The sequence below is a fragment of the Pokkaliibacter plantistimulans genome (genome assembly GCF_003194385.1).
Lineage (GTDB): Bacteria > Pseudomonadota > Gammaproteobacteria > Pseudomonadales > Balneatricaceae > Pokkaliibacter > Pokkaliibacter plantistimulans.
In genome coordinates this window covers 1-17,640 of sequence record NZ_LAPT01000147.1, presented here as the reverse complement: position 1 = coordinate 17,640, position 17,640 = coordinate 1, and the positions used below count along the sequence as shown (strand labels likewise).

Below are 17,640 nucleotides of genomic sequence, written 5' to 3'. Positions count from 1 at the left end.
CTGTGGAAAAACGCTATCGAGGCAGCCGAGACAAGGAAATACCCCGAGGGCACAAGAAACAGGCGAAAAAGCGGAGTTTAGTGGACTAAATGAGCATTTGACTCGCTTTGCTCGCCCCTTCGGGGCCGTGCTAAAACACGTTCAGCCTTCGGCTGTGAGCCTGTTTTTGACGCGGTATTCGGCAACGCAGATAGATTTTCAACGACCTGTTAGAGCAGTTTAACGATCCGGGCTCCGCACTGGCCTTTCAGGCCAGTTTGGAGCGAAAGATAAAGAACACGGCACCGAGAATGCACAACCCGGCCCACAGATAATCGAGGGTCAGTTTTTCTTTCAGATAGAACACGGAGAAAGGCACAAACACCATCAGGGTGATCACTTCCTGCATGATTTTCAGCTGACCCACACTCATCACCGAATGGCCAATGCGGTTGGCGGGCACCTGGAACATATATTCAAACAGGGCAATACCCCAGCTCAGCAGCGCGGCAATCAGCCACGGCTTCTGCGCCAGATTCTTCAGGTGGGCATACCAGGCAAAAGTCATAAATACGTTGCTGCACACCAGCAACAGGCCGGTCATCCAGTAGGGATTCAATTGAGGCTCCAGAGGGAAGGGCGTGAGGATTCCGCAGGACAGCGAACCGAGAGGTCGGGCAATTCGCAAATTTTTCACTTTCCAGCGGCGGAGCTGATTATACTGCTGCCAATACGGCGTGGAACAAGCCCTGCCACTGCTGCCAGCCAGACTGACAGCGGCACAGGCGATAACGGTTTTTCCCGCCAGTACTCTGCAAATGCCTGCCAGTTCACTGACGCAAGGCGGCGTTTATGGAATAGCTTGATCGCGATACTCAGAGTGCGGCCGATTTTTTACTTACACTTGGTAGCCGACTGCAGATGCACTGCAGAGAATAGGGATAAAAAATGTACGACTCCAGGTGGAAATACCCCTTATGCGGCCCAGCGCTACCCTGCTAACCCAACAATGAAACCCTAAGCCATGGATCAGAACTCCTACTCCTACACGGAGTCCTATGGACCGGAACGCCCCCTGACCAAGACCCTGTCACGTCTGCGTGCCCTCGGCTTCGTACTTGGTGCCATTACCTGCTTCCTGTCACTGTTCATGCTGCCGCCCTGGCTGCTGCTGATCTTCGAAGGTGACAGCGACCGCGGCGCCTTTGCTCTGTCCTTTATCCTTGCCCTCTGCAGCGGCCTGACCATGCTCGGTCTTGGCTACGGCGCCCGTATGCATTTGCGTGCCCGCCATCTGTTCCTGCTGACAGTACTGAGCTGGCTGGTGCTGAGTTTCTTCGGCGCCCTGCCCTTCATGTTCTCGCGCCTGCATCTGTCACTGACCGACGCCATCTTCGAGACGGTTTCCGGCATCACCACCACCGGCTCCACGGTGCTGTCCAATCTGCCCACACTGTCGCACGGCATGCTGCTGTGGCGCGGCCTGCTGCAGTGGATGGGGGGGATCGGGATCATCGTCATGGCAATGGCGATCCTGCCGTTTCTGCGGGTCGGCGGGATGAAACTGTTCCAGACCGAATCCTCCGACCGCTCCGATAACCACCTGCCCAATGCCCGTGCCCTGGCGGCCAGCATCGGCAAGGTGTACGGCAGCATTACCCTGCTCTGCCTGCTGACCTTCTGGATCGGCGGCATGCGCTTCTTCGATGCGCTGGTGCATGCGCTGGCGACCGTATCCACCGGCGGTTTCGGCAATTACGACGACTCCTTTGCCCACTTCACCCAGCCGTTCCTGGCCTGGGCGGGTTCCTTCTTCATGCTGCTGTCGGCCCTGCCACTGGCACTCTATGGACGCATCTTCAAGCGTACCAACAAGCCGATCTGGCAGGATGATCAGGTCAAGGGCCTGCTGCGCTTCCTGCTGTTTGTGATTGTCATTCTGGCGATATGGCTGAAGCTGCAACCGGCCTATGCCTACATGAGCTGGGAAGAGGCGTTCCGCTACACCACCTTTAACGTCATTTCAGTGGTCACCACCACCGGCTTTGCCTACACCGACTACACCCAGTGGGGTGCTTTCGCGGTGCTGACCTTCTTCTTCCTGACCTTTATGGGCGGCTGCTCCGGTTCCACCAGCGGTGGCATCAAGATGTTCCGCTTCCAGCTGTGCACCCGCGCCCTGATGGGCCAGCTGCATCAGCTGCTGCACCCTCGTGCGATCCGTGAACAGCGTTACAACGGCCGCACCGTCAGTGATGAAGTGCTGCGCGCCATCATCGCCTTTGCCTTCTTCTACTGCCTGACTGTCGCCCTGATCGGTCTGGCGCTGACCACCATGGGGCTGGACGTACTGACCAGCCTCAGCGGCGCCGCTACCGCGGTATCCAACGTTGGCCCCGGCATCGGCGACATCATCGGCCCGGCAGGTAACTTTGCCAGCCTGCCCGACGGCGCCAAATGGCTGCTGGCCTTTGGCATGCTGATGGGCCGTCTGGAAATCCTCACCGTGCTGGTGCTGCTGATCCCCAACGCCTGGCGCTGGTAAACCGGAATCTGTTCCGGTGGCAGGATCAGCGCGACGCCGTCGATCCTGCCACACTTCTCTGCTGCTCCTGCCCTGAAACCCGCTCCCCCTCCGCTCTGGACTGTATCTTGCAGCAGCTGTGCTACCGATAGCTGCGATGACACCAAGAAACACCATGGCTGAACGAAATATGCCTGCCGCGCTGCGCTTTATGCTGGCAGCACGACGCTGTGACCTGCAGGGGCTGGAGGAGCTGGTCCATACCTGCAAACTGGTTTCCAATATCGCCCAGCTGGTGCATGCCCTGCAGAAGGAAAGGGGCTACTCCAATATCTATCTGGGCCGCAACGCCACCCACTACCGCACCGAACTGGATCAGTTCAGTGAAGAAGGCGACGCGCTGGAGCGCATTGTCCGTAATGGCTTTGAGCTGATGGATCTGGATGCCGTCGGCTCAGCCGAACGCGGTCGTCTGTATATCCGCATCGCCCATGTGTTCTACAGCATGGAGTCACTGGGCAGCCTGCGCCGCCGTATCCGCGACCATCAGATCAGTGCCCGTGATGCCACGGCAGCCTTTACCCAACTGATTGGTGGTCTGCTGGCCGTGGTGTTTGAAGCCGCTGACAGCGCCGCCGACCCGGAGATTACCCGCTCGCTGGTGGCACTGTTCAACTTCATGCAGGGCAAAGAGCTGGCCGGACAGGAACGCGCCACCGGTGTCGCCGGGTTTGCCCACGGCTATTTCGATGACGAGCACAAGCAGCGCATGCAAAGCCTGATCGACAATCAGGAACGCAGCTTTGAAGTGTTTCTGCGCTACGCCTCGGACGATGCCAAGGCACGCTGGCAGGTCATTTGCACCAATGAGGTGCAGGCCCAGACTGAGGGCTTCCGCAAGATTGCCGCCAATACCCACCCCGCCGCCAGTGTCGACACCGGCCTCTGTGAATTCTGGTTTGAAATGCAGACCCAGCGCATCAATGCCATGCAGGCGCTGGAGCAATACCTGACGCAGCAGCTGCAGGAGCAGTGCAAGAACAGCATCAGGGAGATCCGCGATGAGGTCAGCAGCCACCGTCGTCTGCTCGGTCAGCTGGCCGAACAGCATCTGCCGCTGGAGCAGGCGCGGCTGTTCAATGTGCAGGATGGCGACATCACCCCGCAGCCGCAGGATGTGATGCCGACCCAGGTCTCCCGCTCCATTCTCGATCTGCTGCAACTGCAGACCCGCCAGCTGCAGCAGGCCAATGATGAACTGACCGAAGCCCGCGCCAGCCTCAATGAACGCAAACTGATCGACCGCGCCAAGCATCTGCTGATGAGCGAATCCGGCCTCAGTGAAAACGAAGCCCACGCCAAAATGCAGCGCTCGGCGATGGATGGCGGGGTACGCATGGTGGATGTAGCACAACGGCTGATCGCCGCGGCGGAAAGGGTGAAGAATGGCGCCCGCACTGCACGGGCCTAGCCATCTGCCAGAGCAGCAAGGGCAGCCGCCGCGGCCCTTGCTGGTTTCAATACTCAGGACAGATGCTAGAACACCGAGATACCGGTTAGCGTAGTAAAGCGCTCCAGCGCTTCCACCCCGGCCATGGAGTTACCTTTGGCATCCAGCGCCGGGCTCCAGACGGCAATACTCATCAGGTTGGGGATAATCGCCAGAATCCCGCCACCGACCCCACTCTTGCCGGGCAGGCCAACGCGGAAAGCAAAATCACCCGCGGCATCATAGGTGCCACAGGTCAGCATCAGGGCATTGACTTCCTTGGCCTGACTGCGGGTCAGGAAACGGTCGGAGCAGCGCGGCGACTTGCCATGACCGGCCAGCAGCAACCCGGCACGGGCCAGATCACGGCAGCTCATGGCAATGGAGCAGTGCTCGAAGTAGGTGCGCAGCACCCGGTCGACCGAGCTGTGGATATTGCCGCAGCTTTTCATAAAGTGGGTCAGCGCCGCATTGCGGTCACGGTGTTCCCACTCCGAATCCGCCACTTCCAGATCCACATGAATACCGGGATTACTGGTCGCCTCGCGCAGCCATGCCAGCAGCTCAATCGTCGGATCGACGCTGCAGCCCAGCAGCCAGTCCGTGACCACCAGCGCCCCGGCGTTGATAAAGGGATTACGCGGGATACCGTTTTCGTACTCCAGCTGCACCAGCGAGTTGAAGGCGTTGCCTGACGGCTCCTTGCCCACCCGCTCCCACACCTGAGAACCGAGGCGGTTCAGGGCCAGCACCAGGCTGAACACCTTGGACACGCTCTGGATGGAGAACGGCTCATCGGCGTCGCCGATCACATACTCACGGCCATCCATCAGGCACAGCGACATGCCGAACTTGTCGGCCGGAATCTGTGCCAGCGCAGGGATATAGTCGGCGACCTTGCCCTTACCGACGTAGGGCTGCACCGCATGGAAGATTTCTTCCAGAAGTTCGGGATATTCCATCTCTTATCGTTATCTCAGTTGACGGGTTGACGCCCGCCCGGCTCTGTCGGCCAGGTCGGGGCGAATATCAAAACACGCCGGGAGAGGAATGCCTAGGAGCCTGTCGGTCTTTACCAAGAAATGCGCAGGCCGTGGTGCCTTACTTCAACGCATTCAGCCGACGGGCGATGGCATCAATCTGCTCGCTCATGCTACTGAGCTGGCTGGAGTCGTCGGCATTGCCGCTGGTCAGTTCGCGCAGACGGCTGACGAACTGGCTGAGACTGTCGGAGACCTTCTGCTGCTCGCTGGCAGCCACCGAAATCTGCGTAGCCTGATGGGTAATATCACCAAACGCTTCCACCACATGACGCAGATGCGCCGCGGTGGACTCGACCTTGCCCATGGCGTTATCGGTCTCGCTACGGCCCTGCTCCATGGATGCCACCGACTCTTTCGAGGCGGTCTGCAGGCGGCCCAGCACCTGCTCGATCTCAATGGCCGAGCTTTCGCTCTTGGCCGCCAGATTACGCACCTCGTCAGCCACCACCGCAAAACCGCGACCGGACTCCCCGGCACGCGCCGCTTCAATGGCCGCATTGAGCGCCAGCAGGTTGGTCTGCTCGGAGATACCCCGAATCACATTCAGCATGCCGTGGGCCTGTCGGCTGTCTTCATCGAGCTTGATGATATTGTTCTGCGCCGCGGTCATGACCTCGGTCAGCACCCGCATGGTGGCGATCACCGCTTCCATTTCGCGGCCACTGGTCAGCACATCCTGATGGATACGCTCGACGGTTGAGCGGGTTTCAGCGGCATAGTTCGCCACATCCTGCGCGGTCGCGCCGAACTCTTCGGTCGCCGCTGCCAGCGTATGGTTCTCGTCACTGAGGCTGGAGGCCTTGCCGAGGAAGTCGCGGCTGAAGTGCTTGAGGCTCTCGGCATCACGCAGCAGATAGGCCGACTCTTCGTAAATTTTCTCCAGCAGCTGCTTGAGCTTGTAGCCGTAGGCGTTGACCGACTGGCGCAGCAGGCCCAGCTCATTGAGCTTGCCGACACTCAGCTCCTGTGAGTGCGCCCCTTCCACCAGCTCATTGATCTGCCTAGTGGTCTGATTGACCCCGGCTAGAATGCGGTTGAAGAACAGCACCGCCAGCATGCCGACCAGCACCAGCAGCACGCCCACTGCCAGCATCAGGAAACGCCCCATGCTGCTGGCGATATCCGTCATACGGGTTTCAGGCACCACCAGCCCCAGTGTCCAGCCAGTATCGGGCTGCCTGATCAGGCTGACGTAGGCATCACCGTCGAGCACGCCGTCATCCGGCAGAGCCATATTGCGCTGGCCCTGCAAGGTGGCTGCGGTTTGCATTACCGCAGCCAGCCAGGGCAGCTGGGCACTCAGCTCTTTGCCCGACATCATTGAGTTATCCGCCTTGACCACATTGGCCACCTGTTTGGGGAAGCTGATCATCTGGCCACTGGCATCCATGGCAAACATATAGCCGCCATTCTCGTCGCCAATGCGTTGCAGCAGCGCGGTGATGCCGTCCAGCATCATGTCGACGGTGGCAACGCCGGTGAACTTGCCGTCCTTCTGCATCGGCACGGTACAGGTGATCATCGGTGTCTTGGTAAAGGGATCCACATAGGCATCCGACCAGCTGCAGTGATTGGCCTTGCCGCTCTTGCCGACCTGATACCAGCTTTCGTTGTGGTAACCGCTGCCCTTGGGATCGTTGTAGTCGTCCAGATAGTCCATACCACTGGCCGAGCGTCCCCAGAAGAAGCTGCGCCGCTCCACACCCTGAGTAAAGCCATTGGGTTCCGGCCAGATACCCCCACCGGCGATGCTTTTATCGCCATGGTTATCAATCACCGCCGGGAAGACCTGTTTGAACAGTGCCTCATCGCGGGGCAGTGAGCTGCCCTCCTGCGCCAGCGTGCTGGCCAGCAGCTGAATTTTCTCCAGTCTGGCGCTGAACAACTCACTCAGACTGGCCTGACTCAGGGTGAGCTGATGCTGCCGCTCGTTGATCAGATCAGGTTTGACCTTCACTTCCACTACCGCCCAGATCACCAGCATGGCCAGCACAATAATGGCGGCCAGGGTCAGAGTGATCTGATGGCGAATCATCAGCATGGGCTTCATCTACGGCTCTCCTTCTGCAGACGGGGTAAAGAGGCGGACAGGGGCGCAGACAGGCAGCGCTACCCCGATCACCAACACCAGACCTGTTTCAGACTAGTCCAGAATGTCGGGATGTACTGCCAATGAGGGCCATTGGCCGGGCATTTGGCGTGATCGTTGATATAAGGCAAATATCACGCCACACCTCGCCCTACACACAGCGGTAAGCCCTGAAGAAAGAGGCGTGGGCAATAACCGGGAGAGTCGCCATTGCCCACAGCCGTGTTATGCCGTTACCCCATGCGCCTCCAGACTGACCACCTGATCGGCCATCCGTGCGACCAGTGCCTGATCATGGCTGACCAGCAACAGCGCCAGCCCCTGCTCGGCACAGAGATCACCCAGCAGCAGCATCACCTGTTGCTGACTGACAGGATCAAGGCGCGAGGTGGCCTCATCCGCCAGCAGCAGCCGGGGTTTGAGCAGCAGCGCCCGGGCCAGTGCCATACGCTGCAGCTCACCGCCGGAAATGGCCGCAGGCAGACGCTGCAGCAGAGAAGGATGCAACCCCAGTCGCTCCAGCAACACCGCCAGTTCCTTGTCACTGAAGCCATGACGGCGCTGCAGGTCGTTAAACCCCTGCGCCAGGGTGAGATGAGGAGCAAAAGCCGACGGCGGATCCTGATAGAGCTTTTGCAGCTGCAATGACGTCAGCCCCGACGTACGGATCACCTGCCCCTGATCCGCAGGCAGCAACCCCAGCAGGATATTACCCAGCGTGGTTTTGCCGCAGCCGCTGGGGCCGGTGATGGCGGTGATCTGCCCCGGCTGCAGGCGCAGATGCAGCCCACTGAACAGGCAGCGGCCACCCATGTATTTACTCAGCCCGCGCCCCTCCAGCAGCTGCCCGCCAGTATCAGTCCATGACGGTTGACGAACCGGCCAGCGGCCCGGATCAGCCTGCAGCAGACGCCGGCTGTAGTCGTGGCGTGGCTGCTGTAGCAGCTGTTGCGCCTGCGTCACTTCCAGCAGCTCTCCGCCACGCATCACACCGATCACTCCGCCCAGCTGCTGGGCCAGCTGCAGATCATGGGTGATGGTCAGCAGCAGTCGCTGCCCTGCCGCCTCACGCAGCAGCTGTTGTGCCACGCTGTCGCGCAGTGCTTCATCCAGCCCCTTGGTCGGCTCATCGGCCAGCAGGACCTGACCACCTGCGGCATCCGCCATGGCAATGGCGACCCGCTGGCACATACCGCCAGACAGCTGGAACGGATAACGCTCCGCCACCGGTGGCTGCGATACAACCGCGTCATGCAGCGCCACGTTCTGCAGGTTATCCAGCGCCTGCTGACGTGCCTGCGCCGCGCTCAGGCCACGTACCTGCTGATGGACTTCCTGCACCTGCTGGCGCACGGTCATGGTCGGGTCCAGCGCCAGCCAGGGCTCCTGCGGCAACAGCGCCAGCGTTCGCCCCCACAGCGCCTGCCGCTGCGCTGCCGGCAAACGCAACAGCTCCTGTGCCGGCTGGCCCGGCAGCTGCAGCCAGATCTGGCCGTGGGCCTGCAACCCGTCAGGCAGGCTGCCCATAATGGCGTGCATCACCAGCGACTTACCGGAGCCGGATTCGCCCAGCAGGGTCAGCGGCGTTCCGGCCGTCAGGGTCAGACTGATATCCCGCACCAGCAAGGTCAGCCCGGCACGAATGGAGAGATGTTCGATACGCAGTGACAGGCTCATGATTTGCGCCCTCCGCTGATCAGTTGCAGCGCCAGCACCAGCAGGAAAATCAGCAGCGAGGGTAGCAGCACCAGTGCCGGAGCCTCCGCGTAATAGGGCAGCAATTCGACGATCATGCTGCCCAGCTCCGCCGTCGGTGGCCGGACCCCGACACTGATGGCACTGAGGGTGGAAATACCGATGATGGCGGTACTCATGGCAAAGCTGGCGAGAGTCAGCAGCGTCGGCGCCAGCGCCGGTAACAGCAGACGGCGCAGGATATAACCGGGGCCGAAACCGAGCATGCGGGTGGCTTCGATATAGGGCTGCTGCAGGATCACCGCACTGCGGGCGCGGCTGATACGGAAAAACTCCACCCACAATGCCAGTGCTAGGCCCAGACACAGCGGGATAAAGTGACCGGGCGCGAAGGCGATCACCAGCAGCACCAGCAGCAGGCCGGGCAGCGCCATGATCATATCGGCCAGTGCCACCAGCGCTTTTTCCAGCCAGCCACCGCGCCAGGCCGCCACGATGCCGAGCAGGACGCCGGGCACCACGGCCATCAGCGTCGTCAGCAGTGCCAGCAGAAACGACAGCTGCGCCCCATGCGCCAGCCGGGCCAGCATGCTGCGACCATAGGGGTCTGTGCCCAGCCAGTCATGGCCACCGAAGGGGGCGAGCGCATTGAGCAGATCCTGCCGGTCCGGGTCAGCACTGATCAGCCAGGGACCGAGCAGCGCAAAGCCACTCACCACCAGCAACAGGCCCCAGCCCAGTCGCTGCGCCCATCGGCTCGGCTGGGGCCTGGCGGCCTGCGCCAGTGCGGCGTGGATATCCGTTGTGGGTGACGTCACCACCGTGGAATTCATCGCGTACCTCCCTGACGGGGGTCAATCCAGCGGCAGGCGGCATCAATCAGCAGATTGATCAGCACAAACAGCAACCCCAGCGTCAGCACCGTGCCCTGCACCATCGGCACATCACGGGCGATGATGGCGTGCACCATGGCATGACCGATACCGGGATAAGCGAAGATCGACTCGACCACCACCACGCCTTCAATCAGATAGACCGCCTGCACACCGAGGTAGGCCACCACCGGAATAGCCGCATTGCGCAGGCCATGGCGCTGTATCAGCGTCAGCCCGCGCAGCCCCTTGTGACGGGCAAAGGTGAAATAGGCTGACTGCTGCACTTCCGCCATGGCATCGCGGCTGACCCGGCAGGACAGGGCGGCCAGCCCCAGTGCCAGGGTCAGCGCAGGTAAAAGCAGGTGCTGCCAGCTGCCAAAGCCAGCAGGCGGCAACCAGCCAAGCTGGATACTGAACAGCCACATCAGCAGCAGCCCCAGCACAAAAGGCGGCAGCGCCCGCACGCCGATGGCCAGCGCCTGACTGCCACGATCCAGCCAGCCCCCGGCACGGGCACCGGCGATAATGCCAAGGGGAATCCCCAGCAATGACAGCAGCAGACTGGCCAGCGCCAACCATAGCGAATGGCCCAGCTGCACCTGCAGCTCCTCAAGGATCGGGCGTCCCGTCACCAGCGAATGACCCAGATCGAACTGCGCCAGTTGCCACAGCGCCCGCCCGTATTGCTGCAACAAGGGCTGCTCCAGCCCCAGTTCCTGCCGTACCGACTCTGCCGCCTGCAGACTCATGGCATCAGGGCCATAGCGTCCGGCAGCGATACGCATGGCCGGATCACCGGGCAGGCTGTGCATCAAAGCAAAACACAGGGAACCCACCAGCAGGCTGACCAGCACCGCCTGCAGGGCACGGCCCAGCAGCACCGTGCCCCAGAGTGAAGACCTGAGCATGGGTTATTCCTCACTCTTCCAGCGCAGGCTGGTCAGGTGATAACTCAGCTCGTAAGGGTCAACCTGTACGCCTTCCAGCTGGCGGCTGGCGGCCACCGCCAGCTCAGACCAGGCCACCGGAATCACCGGCAGTTGTTGCTGCAGGGTCTGGTTGATCTGCTGTTGCAGCGGTGCCTGCCGGGCGGCGTCGGTGATCACTTGCAGTTGCTGCAGGCTGCTCTGCATCTGTGCATCGCTCCAGCCCATCGCGCCCCAGTCACCTCCTTCGGGGCCGTAATCCTGCAGCAGGGTGCCGAGGGGATTGGGCACCAGTGAGAAGTTGCGGGCAAACAGCGCCATCTGCAGCACACCATCACGATGCTGGCTGACAATCTCCGAGCTGTTACCTACCGCCACCTCGACCGCGATGCCGACCTCGCGCAGCTGCGCCTGAATCGCCGTGGCCAGCACCGGCAGTTCCGGCAGGTTGGAGTAAGTCAGCAGCTTCACCTGAAAAGGCTGGCCGTCTTTCTGCAGGATGCCGTCTGCCCCCGCCTGCCAGCCCGCCTCAGCCAGCAGCGCGCGGGCCTTGTCCAGATCACGCGGGATGGGAGCCAGCTGGCTGTCGTGCCAGGCGCCCATAGCCGGGGAAAACAGCTGATTGGCAGCGACCTTATCGTTACGCAGAATCGCTCTGGCCATGCCCTGACGGTCCAGCGCCAGACTCAGCGCCTGACGCACCCGCACATCACTGAACAGGGCGGAACCGGCATTAAGCTTGAGCATGCGGGTACGCGGCAGGGTCACCACTTCGGTATGCAGGCGCGGATCACGGCTCAGGGCCGCCACGGACACCGGCAGCAGCGAAAACACCAGATCGGCCTCGCCGCTCTGTGCCATCAGCGCCCGGGTTTCGCCCTTGCCTACCGCCAGATAACTGGCACTGTCGATGGCCACCTTGCCTCCCCACCAGTGCTCATTGCGCTTGAGCTCCAGCTTGAGCGGCAGAGTCATGGTCTGGATCTGATAGGGGCCAGTGGCGATGATCTGGCTGACCTTGCCCTCCGCGGTATAGGAAGACGGCGCCAGAATCAGGGTGCTGTAATTGGCAAGAAAGGCTGGCAGCGGCGCAAAGACCCGTTCCAGTTCAATCACCAGCTGTGAACCTTCGGCACGAATGGCTTTGACGGGCACCTGTTTGAGCACCCCGGCGCCCTGATGGGCACGCTGCAGTTCGGCAGCGACAATATCGGCGGTCAGCGGCGTGCCATCATGGAAACTCACCCCCTCGCGCAGCTGGAACTGCCAGCGCAGCCCGTCCTCACTGACCTGCCACGCGGTGGCCAGCTGCGGCACGATATGCCCCTGACTGTCTGCAGCGGTCAGGGTTTCTGCAACCTGCATGCGGGTGAATACATAGCCGGACTGGCTCGCTTCAACCCCGGTCATCTCCCACGGCCCCACCACGTTCAGCGTTCTGGCCGACACCGGCGTCAGCATGCTGCCGAACAGTGCCGCCGCCAGCATGACCGACCTGACCCTGAGATTAACCCCTGAACTTTGACTTCCCTGTTTGATGTGTTGCCGATTCACAATGCGCTCCTTAAGACATGTTATGACATAACAAATCGCGCATGATTATCGTTTGCTGTTATGAAGTCAACAATGTGCACGCAAAATGCAGGGGATAAGGCATGACTGCGGGAAGGAGTTCCCCCTCCCGCAAAGGGTGGATACCGCAGCGCATCCACCGTACCGTCCTGATAAGACTTTACCCCCCGACCTCAGCAGGACCAGCCCAGCAGGGCATTGAACAGCGGCGACAGCGCCCTGTTGCTGGCCACCAGTAACGCCTGTCCCTGACGGTGCAGATAGCTGACATAGCCCGTGGCTTCTTCCACCAGCAGGGCACCGGCACGGCAGGGGTTGTAGCTGCCGGTATGCTGCCAGTAGCCATCCAGACGACCGCAGGCCACATACGCCAGCTGCAGGGAAGTTGAGGCCATCATCCGCAGGCGGTGCACAGCGGGCGCCAGTTCGGCCACGCCCTGCAGGGCGGTGTCCAGCAGCATCAGCTGTTCAGGCAGACAGGTCGCCACTACCGCGTCAGCCAGCTGCGTCTTGTCACCGATCTGCAACTGCTCATGGCTGCAGAAGGCCCCCTCTTCCCGCACTGCCGAAAACATTTCCTGTGCGGCGGGATCGTACACCAGCGCCAGTATCGTCTGGCCCTGATGCACCAGTACCAGCGAGGCGGACCACATGGGCATCGACTGGCTGAAGTACTCCAGCCCTTCGATGGCCTGATAGTACCAGTAGGTTCGGGGTGGCTCGCCGTCGCTGGCACCCTCGGCATCAACCCAGGCAATGGGGCCGAACGCCTGGGTCAGGCTGGCCTGCATCACCTTGGCGGCCCACTGCTGCTTGCTCTGGCAATAGGGCAGACGCCCGGCAATACCGCCCTGCAGGCGGCGGCGACTGATCTCCCAGTACAGCTGATCGGTGATCTCACGCAGCAGCGACTCGCAACGGAAGGGGCTGACCCCGAGGCTGTCGAGGACGGAATGGCGGGACTGGAACAGGTCAGCAGAAAGATGAATGGTCATGACAGGCTCCTGGCAAACGACGGCAGCCTATGATGGCGCTTTTGAAACTGGCGGGATAACATCATTTGGCCATTCAATAATCAAATCAGGCCAACCATGTATACCCAGCCCAAAACCGTCGAAGGCCAGCCGATTCAGGTCTATACCCACAGCCTGAGCGAAGACACCGAAGTCCATCCTCACTGTCATACCGAAGGACAGATCTGGGCGATTTTTGAGGGTATTGTCATCACCGAACTGAACGGTCGCCACTGGACCCTGCCGCAAGGGCGCATCTGCTGGATTCCGCCGGGCGTGGTGCACTCCGCCCGCACTCAGCATGCGGTCAACGCCTGGATGGCCTACCTGCGCCCGGACCTGTGCCATGCCTTTCCCGAGCAGCCTGCGGTCTTTGTGGTGACGGAGCTGACTCAGGCGCTGATCCAGCGCATCAACGGCTGGTATCACTATGGCGAAAGCAGCTCTCATGAGCTGACCCCGGCGCAGCAGCGCCTGATGGCGGTGCTGCTGGATGAACTGCTGGCGGCGCGCACCGACCCCATGTGCCTGCCGATGCCGAGCCACCCCGGCCTGTACCGGATGGCATATCAGCTGATGGCAGAGCCGGCCGACAAACGTTCGCTGGCCGAGTGGGCCAGTTACTGTGGCCTGTCAGAACGTGGCCTCAGCCGTCATTTTCGCAGTGAAACCGGCTTATCACTGGTGGAGTGGCGCACTCAGGCACGGATGACCCGTGCGGTGCAGCTGCTGATGGAAGGCCAGAGTGTGACCGCCATCGCGCTGGAAGTGGGTTATGACAGCATCAGCAACTTTATCAGTACCTTCCGCCGTCACTTCGGTGTCACCCCGACGCAATACCGGGGCTAGCCTGCTGTTCCGTTGCCAGGGGTGCCAGTGGCAGATAGAGATCCAGCTCCGCCTCATGTTCTGCCACATCGGGAAAGAAACGCAGGCGCTGGCAGTACAGCGGAAAGTCACGCAGGCTCTCGCCACTCTGCACCAGCCACTGGCCATAGAGAAACTGCATCGCCGCGCCAAGGCCATCATCACTGCCCACATGGCGCAAGCGTGCGCAGCGTCCGCCCTGCAGCAACTTGCTGGTGATGCCCGCCGCGCTGTCGCTGACGGGTTGCGGTACGGCCACCGCAATATCCAGCCGGAATTCTGCTGCCGGCGTCTGCTCGGGGTCGTTGTAGAACAGGTTATAGGTCGCGTGGCGCTGCGGTGACAGCCCATGCTGCTGACGCCAGCGGATAAAACGCCGTATCGAATCCCCCAGCAGACGCGGGTCGCCGTGATGCTCCAGTACCGCCAGCCAGATCGCTGGCACCTCCACCACGTCCACCTGCTCTATCGTCAATAAGGGCTTCATCTGCCTGCTCCTGTGCCTGCTCAAGGGGTCAAAATGGCTGGCCCAGCCTGGCCAGTCCGGCTGCAGCCTGAACTGCCGCGGTGCCTGCCCGGTCAGCCGGGTAAAGGCCCGGCTGAATGACTCGGGAGCCTGATAACCGCAGTCCAGCGCAACAGAGGTGACCGGCAGCTGACGGAAGGCCAGCTGCAGGGATGCCCGCTTCAGGCGGCACAAACGCACGTACTCGCCGACGCTCAGCCCCATCCACGCCGCGAACTGGCGCTGAAAATGAAAGCGCGAACAGCATGCCACCTCACTCAGCTGGTCAATGCTCAGCTCGCTCTGCAGATGCTCATCGATATAGCGCAGCAAACGGCGGAAACGCGGCGGGCAGGCTAGCGGGTTGTGACTCATCGGCACCTCGTTGCAATAACGCTCAGCATAGGGCGGATACCGCCCGCGAACCTGACCCAAAGTGCTGTTTCATCTCTGTCGACCAGTGTTGCAGCGCTGACAGATAAATATCCAAACCTTGATATACGTCTACACTTCATAGCGGCAGTAAGACGGATAATGATTCCGACCAAGACCGGCAGAGCACATCCTGCCACCATTCAGGAGCACCAGCCATGTTACCGGAAATCAACACCATCCTTTACGCGTCAGACCTCGGTACCAACTCACGTCCCGCCTTTCGTCTGGCCGTCAAACTGGCAGCGCAGAACAACGCCAGCATCACCTTCCTCCACGTGATCGAGCCGATGAACAACACTGCGGAGAACGTCATCTCCAACTACCTGTCGGCAGAAATGTACAAGGAGCTGAAAGAAGCCGGCGTGACCGAGCTGAAAGCCACCATGGTCAAACGTATCGAAGCCTTCTGTCAGGACGAATTGCCCGCCGACTTCACCTTCCCCAAAGGCAAGCCGGAAGCCCGTATTGCTGTGGGTAATGTCGAAGAGGAAATCCTCTACGTGGCTGACCATATCAACGCCGACCTGATTGTTATGGGTACCCGTACCCACTCCAACCTGACCAAGCTGTTCCTCGGCTCCAGCGCCCAGAAAGTGCTGCAGCGGAGCAAGCGCCCCGTGCTGATCGCACCGCTGGACCCGAACTGAGGTTCAGGCGCTCGCGCGCCAGCCCGCGGGGTTGTGAGCCCGGTCGTCAGCTGCTAAGGTGACGACCGCTGGCAGATTAACACGCCGGGTGAATACTCCACCTGAGAGCGACGGGTAGCCAATTAGCGCTGCTCAAGACTCTAGTCACTGCCATGTACAGGTTTGCAGCGATGCCTTGCGTCGCTGCATCAACGTAACCGGTACATGGCCAACTTCGTGCATGTTCCGGTTACCTGTTGCTTGAGGTGACCCATGACGACAACCCCGTCTTCCCGTTCTTGCCAATCATCATCAACTTCCACTGCTCCGCGACTGTGGCTGAAGCAGCCGCTGGCGATTTTTACCGGTAATCAGCAGGACGCCCGCGGCGGTCTGGTGGTACAGGGCAGCACCATCGTCGAACTGATTGCCGCCGACAGCCAGCCAACCGGGCCAGTCGATCAGATCTGGGATGCCCGCCGTCACGTGCTGCTGCCGGGGCTGATCAACACCCATCACCATCTGTACCAGACCCTTACCCGCGCCTTCCCGCCGGCCCTGAACAAACGCCTGTTTCCCTGGCTGCAGACCCTCTATCCGGTCTGGGCACGGCTCCAGCCGCAGATGCTGCACGCCGCCACCCAGCTCGGCATTGCCGAACTGCTGCTGTCGGGCTGCACCACCGTGGCCGATCATCATTACCTGTTCCCGCAGGCGCTGACCGAAGCCATCGATATTCAGGTGGACGCTGCCAGCAGTCTCGGCGCCCGCCTGATGCTGACGCGCGGCTCCATGAGCCTCGGTCAGGAACAGGGCGGCCTGCCGCCGCAAACCACGGTGCAGGATGAAGACACCATTCTTGCCGACAGCGAACGGGTGATTAAGCGCTATCACCAGCACGGCGCGGGCAGTCAGGTACAGATTGCGCTGGCGCCCTGCTCGCCGTTTTCCGTCACCCCGCAGCTGATGAAAGACAGCGCCGCGCTGGCCCGCCAGTACGGTGTGCGGTTGCATACTCATCTGGCCGAAACACTGGACGAAGATGCCTTCTGCCTGCGCACCCTCGGCAAGCGGCCGCTGGACTATCTGGCCTCGGTCGACTGGCTGGGCGAAGACGTCTGGCTGGCCCATGGCATTCATTTCAATGATGAAGAAGTGCAGGAACTGGGACGACAGCGGATGGGCATTGCCCACTGCCCCAGCTCCAACATGATTCTGGCCTCGGGCATCTGCCGCACGCGGGAACTGGAAGCTGCCGGTGTCCATGTCGGTCTGGCGGTGGATGGCTCCGCCTCTAACGACGGCTCCAATATGATCGCCGAAGTGCGACAGGCGCTACTGATCAACCGCCTGCGTTATCAGGCCGATGAAGTAACCCATCTGGATGCCTTGCGCTGGGCCACACAGGGCAGCGCGCGGGTGCTGGGGCGGGATGACATTGGCGAACTGGCGGCAGGCAAGCAGGCGGATGTGGCCTGTTTCACCCTGGATGAGCTGCGCTTCTCCGGTGCTCATGATCCGCTAGCCGCACTGGTGATCTGTGGTGCCCAGCAGGCCGATGCGGTCATGGTCGGCGGTCAGTGGCGAGTGCAGCAGGGGCAACTGCTGGATCTGGATGTAACGGCTCTGCGTCAGCGTCATCAGCAGCAGGCGCGGCTGATCGCACAGGCCAGCTGATCAGGCAGAAATACAAAGCGGGCCAGTACGGCCCGCTTTGTCTTAACAGGCTGTTGAAAAACGTTATCGAGGCAGCCGAGACAAGGAAGAAACAGGCGAAAAAGCGGAGTTTAGTAAACTAAATGAGCATTTGACTCGCTCCGCTCGCCCCTTCGGGGCCGTGCTAAAGCACGTTCAGCCTTTGGCTGTGAGCCTGTTTTTGACGCGGTATTCGGCAACACAGATAGATTTTCAACGACCTGTTAAGCCGACACGCAGGCGCTACACACGTCCCTCTCTCCCTGAGAGAGGGCAGCCACACGCTGCACATCTGTATCAGGTAAAA

15 protein-coding genes are annotated in these 17,640 nt (G+C 61.1%); 6 read left to right on the top strand and 9 right to left on the bottom strand.

The genetic code is table 11. From position 1 onward, the window contains the following. Positions 1 to 223, top strand: a 223-nt coding sequence (locus WH50_RS26710; protein WP_207780475.1) for a hypothetical protein, incomplete at its 5' end; no start/stop codon positions are given. Between the two features lie 24 nt (positions 224 to 247). On the opposite strand, the gene WH50_RS24740 is transcribed toward WH50_RS26710, so the two are convergent. Further along, positions 248 to 598, bottom strand: coding sequence for a DMT family protein (locus WH50_RS24740; protein WP_104151891.1), 351 nt, complete (start codon positions 596 to 598; stop codon positions 248 to 250). A 405-nt stretch (positions 599 to 1,003) separates the two neighbouring features. Between WH50_RS24740 and WH50_RS24735 the strand changes: the two genes are divergently transcribed. Together WH50_RS24735 and WH50_RS24730 are read left to right on the top strand one after the other, a co-directional pair. Further along, the gene (locus WH50_RS24735) at positions 1,004 to 2,524 is read left to right on the top strand and encodes a TrkH family potassium uptake protein (RefSeq protein WP_110190033.1); all 1,521 of its coding nucleotides are present in this window, start codon (positions 1,004 to 1,006) and stop codon (positions 2,522 to 2,524) included. A gap of 154 nt (positions 2,525 to 2,678) precedes the next feature. After that, positions 2,679 to 3,974 carry a nitrate regulatory protein gene (locus tag WH50_RS24730; RefSeq protein WP_110190031.1) on the top strand — a complete coding sequence of 432 codons (1,296 nt, stop codon included), beginning with the start codon at positions 2,679 to 2,681 and terminating at the stop codon, positions 3,972 to 3,974. Positions 3,975 to 4,039: 65 nt separating this feature from the next. Here the strand turns inward: WH50_RS24730 and WH50_RS24725 are convergent, their stop codons facing one another. From WH50_RS24725 to WH50_RS24695, 7 genes are all read right to left on the bottom strand, one after another. Next, on the bottom strand, positions 4,040 to 4,954 hold the full coding sequence (locus WH50_RS24725) for a glutaminase (RefSeq protein ID WP_110190029.1): 915 nt from the start codon (positions 4,952 to 4,954) through the stop codon (positions 4,040 to 4,042). 139 nt (positions 4,955 to 5,093) lie between these two features. Continuing rightward, the gene (locus WH50_RS24720; RefSeq protein ID WP_110190027.1) at positions 5,094 to 7,085 is read right to left on the bottom strand and encodes a methyl-accepting chemotaxis protein; all 1,992 of its coding nucleotides are present in this window, start codon (positions 7,083 to 7,085) and stop codon (positions 5,094 to 5,096) included. Between the two features lie 264 nt (positions 7,086 to 7,349). Next, positions 7,350 to 8,801, bottom strand: a complete 1,452-nt coding sequence (locus WH50_RS24715; RefSeq protein WP_110190025.1) for an ABC transporter ATP-binding protein — start codon at positions 8,799 to 8,801, stop codon at positions 7,350 to 7,352. Then, on the bottom strand, positions 8,798 to 9,652 hold the full coding sequence (locus WH50_RS24710) for an ABC transporter permease (protein WP_110190023.1): 855 nt from the start codon (positions 9,650 to 9,652) through the stop codon (positions 8,798 to 8,800). The genes WH50_RS24715 and WH50_RS24710 overlap by 4 nt, the downstream gene beginning before the upstream one ends. After that, complete coding sequence (locus tag WH50_RS24705) at positions 9,649 to 10,602, bottom strand: ABC transporter permease (RefSeq protein WP_110190021.1); 954 nt, start codon at positions 10,600 to 10,602, stop codon at positions 9,649 to 9,651. The genes WH50_RS24710 and WH50_RS24705 overlap by 4 nt, the downstream gene beginning before the upstream one ends. A 3-nt stretch (positions 10,603 to 10,605) precedes the next feature. Next, positions 10,606 to 12,174 carry an ABC transporter substrate-binding protein gene (locus WH50_RS24700; RefSeq protein ID WP_243410268.1) on the bottom strand — a complete coding sequence of 523 codons (1,569 nt, stop codon included), beginning with the start codon at positions 12,172 to 12,174 and terminating at the stop codon, positions 10,606 to 10,608. A 191-nt stretch (positions 12,175 to 12,365) separates the two neighbouring features. Continuing rightward, on the bottom strand, positions 12,366 to 13,187 hold the full coding sequence (locus WH50_RS24695; protein WP_110190017.1) for an inositol monophosphatase family protein: 822 nt from the start codon (positions 13,185 to 13,187) through the stop codon (positions 12,366 to 12,368). Positions 13,188 to 13,283: 96 nt separating this feature from the next. Between WH50_RS24695 and WH50_RS24690 the strand changes: the two genes are divergently transcribed. Further along, a complete protein-coding gene (locus WH50_RS24690; RefSeq protein ID WP_110190015.1) occupies positions 13,284 to 14,054 on the top strand; it encodes an AraC family transcriptional regulator in 771 nt (256 codons plus the stop codon). Here WH50_RS24690 and WH50_RS24685 read toward each other — a convergent pair. Beyond that, the gene (locus WH50_RS24685) at positions 14,029 to 14,952 is read right to left on the bottom strand and encodes an AraC family transcriptional regulator (protein WP_110190014.1); all 924 of its coding nucleotides are present in this window, start codon (positions 14,950 to 14,952) and stop codon (positions 14,029 to 14,031) included. The two genes, WH50_RS24690 and WH50_RS24685, sit on opposite strands and share 26 nt — an antisense overlap. Positions 14,953 to 15,167: 215 nt before the next feature. Here WH50_RS24685 and WH50_RS24680 point away from each other — a divergent pair, with 215 nt between their 5' ends. Both WH50_RS24680 and WH50_RS24675 read left to right on the top strand, forming a co-directional pair. After that, complete coding sequence (locus tag WH50_RS24680; protein WP_104151879.1) at positions 15,168 to 15,659, top strand: universal stress protein; 492 nt, start codon at positions 15,168 to 15,170, stop codon at positions 15,657 to 15,659. A gap of 252 nt (positions 15,660 to 15,911) precedes the next feature. After that, positions 15,912 to 17,315: an 8-oxoguanine deaminase gene (locus WH50_RS24675; protein WP_110190012.1), complete on the top strand. Its 1,404-nt coding sequence runs from the start codon at positions 15,912 to 15,914 to the stop codon at positions 17,313 to 17,315. Positions 17,316 to 17,640: the final 325 nt, after the last annotated feature.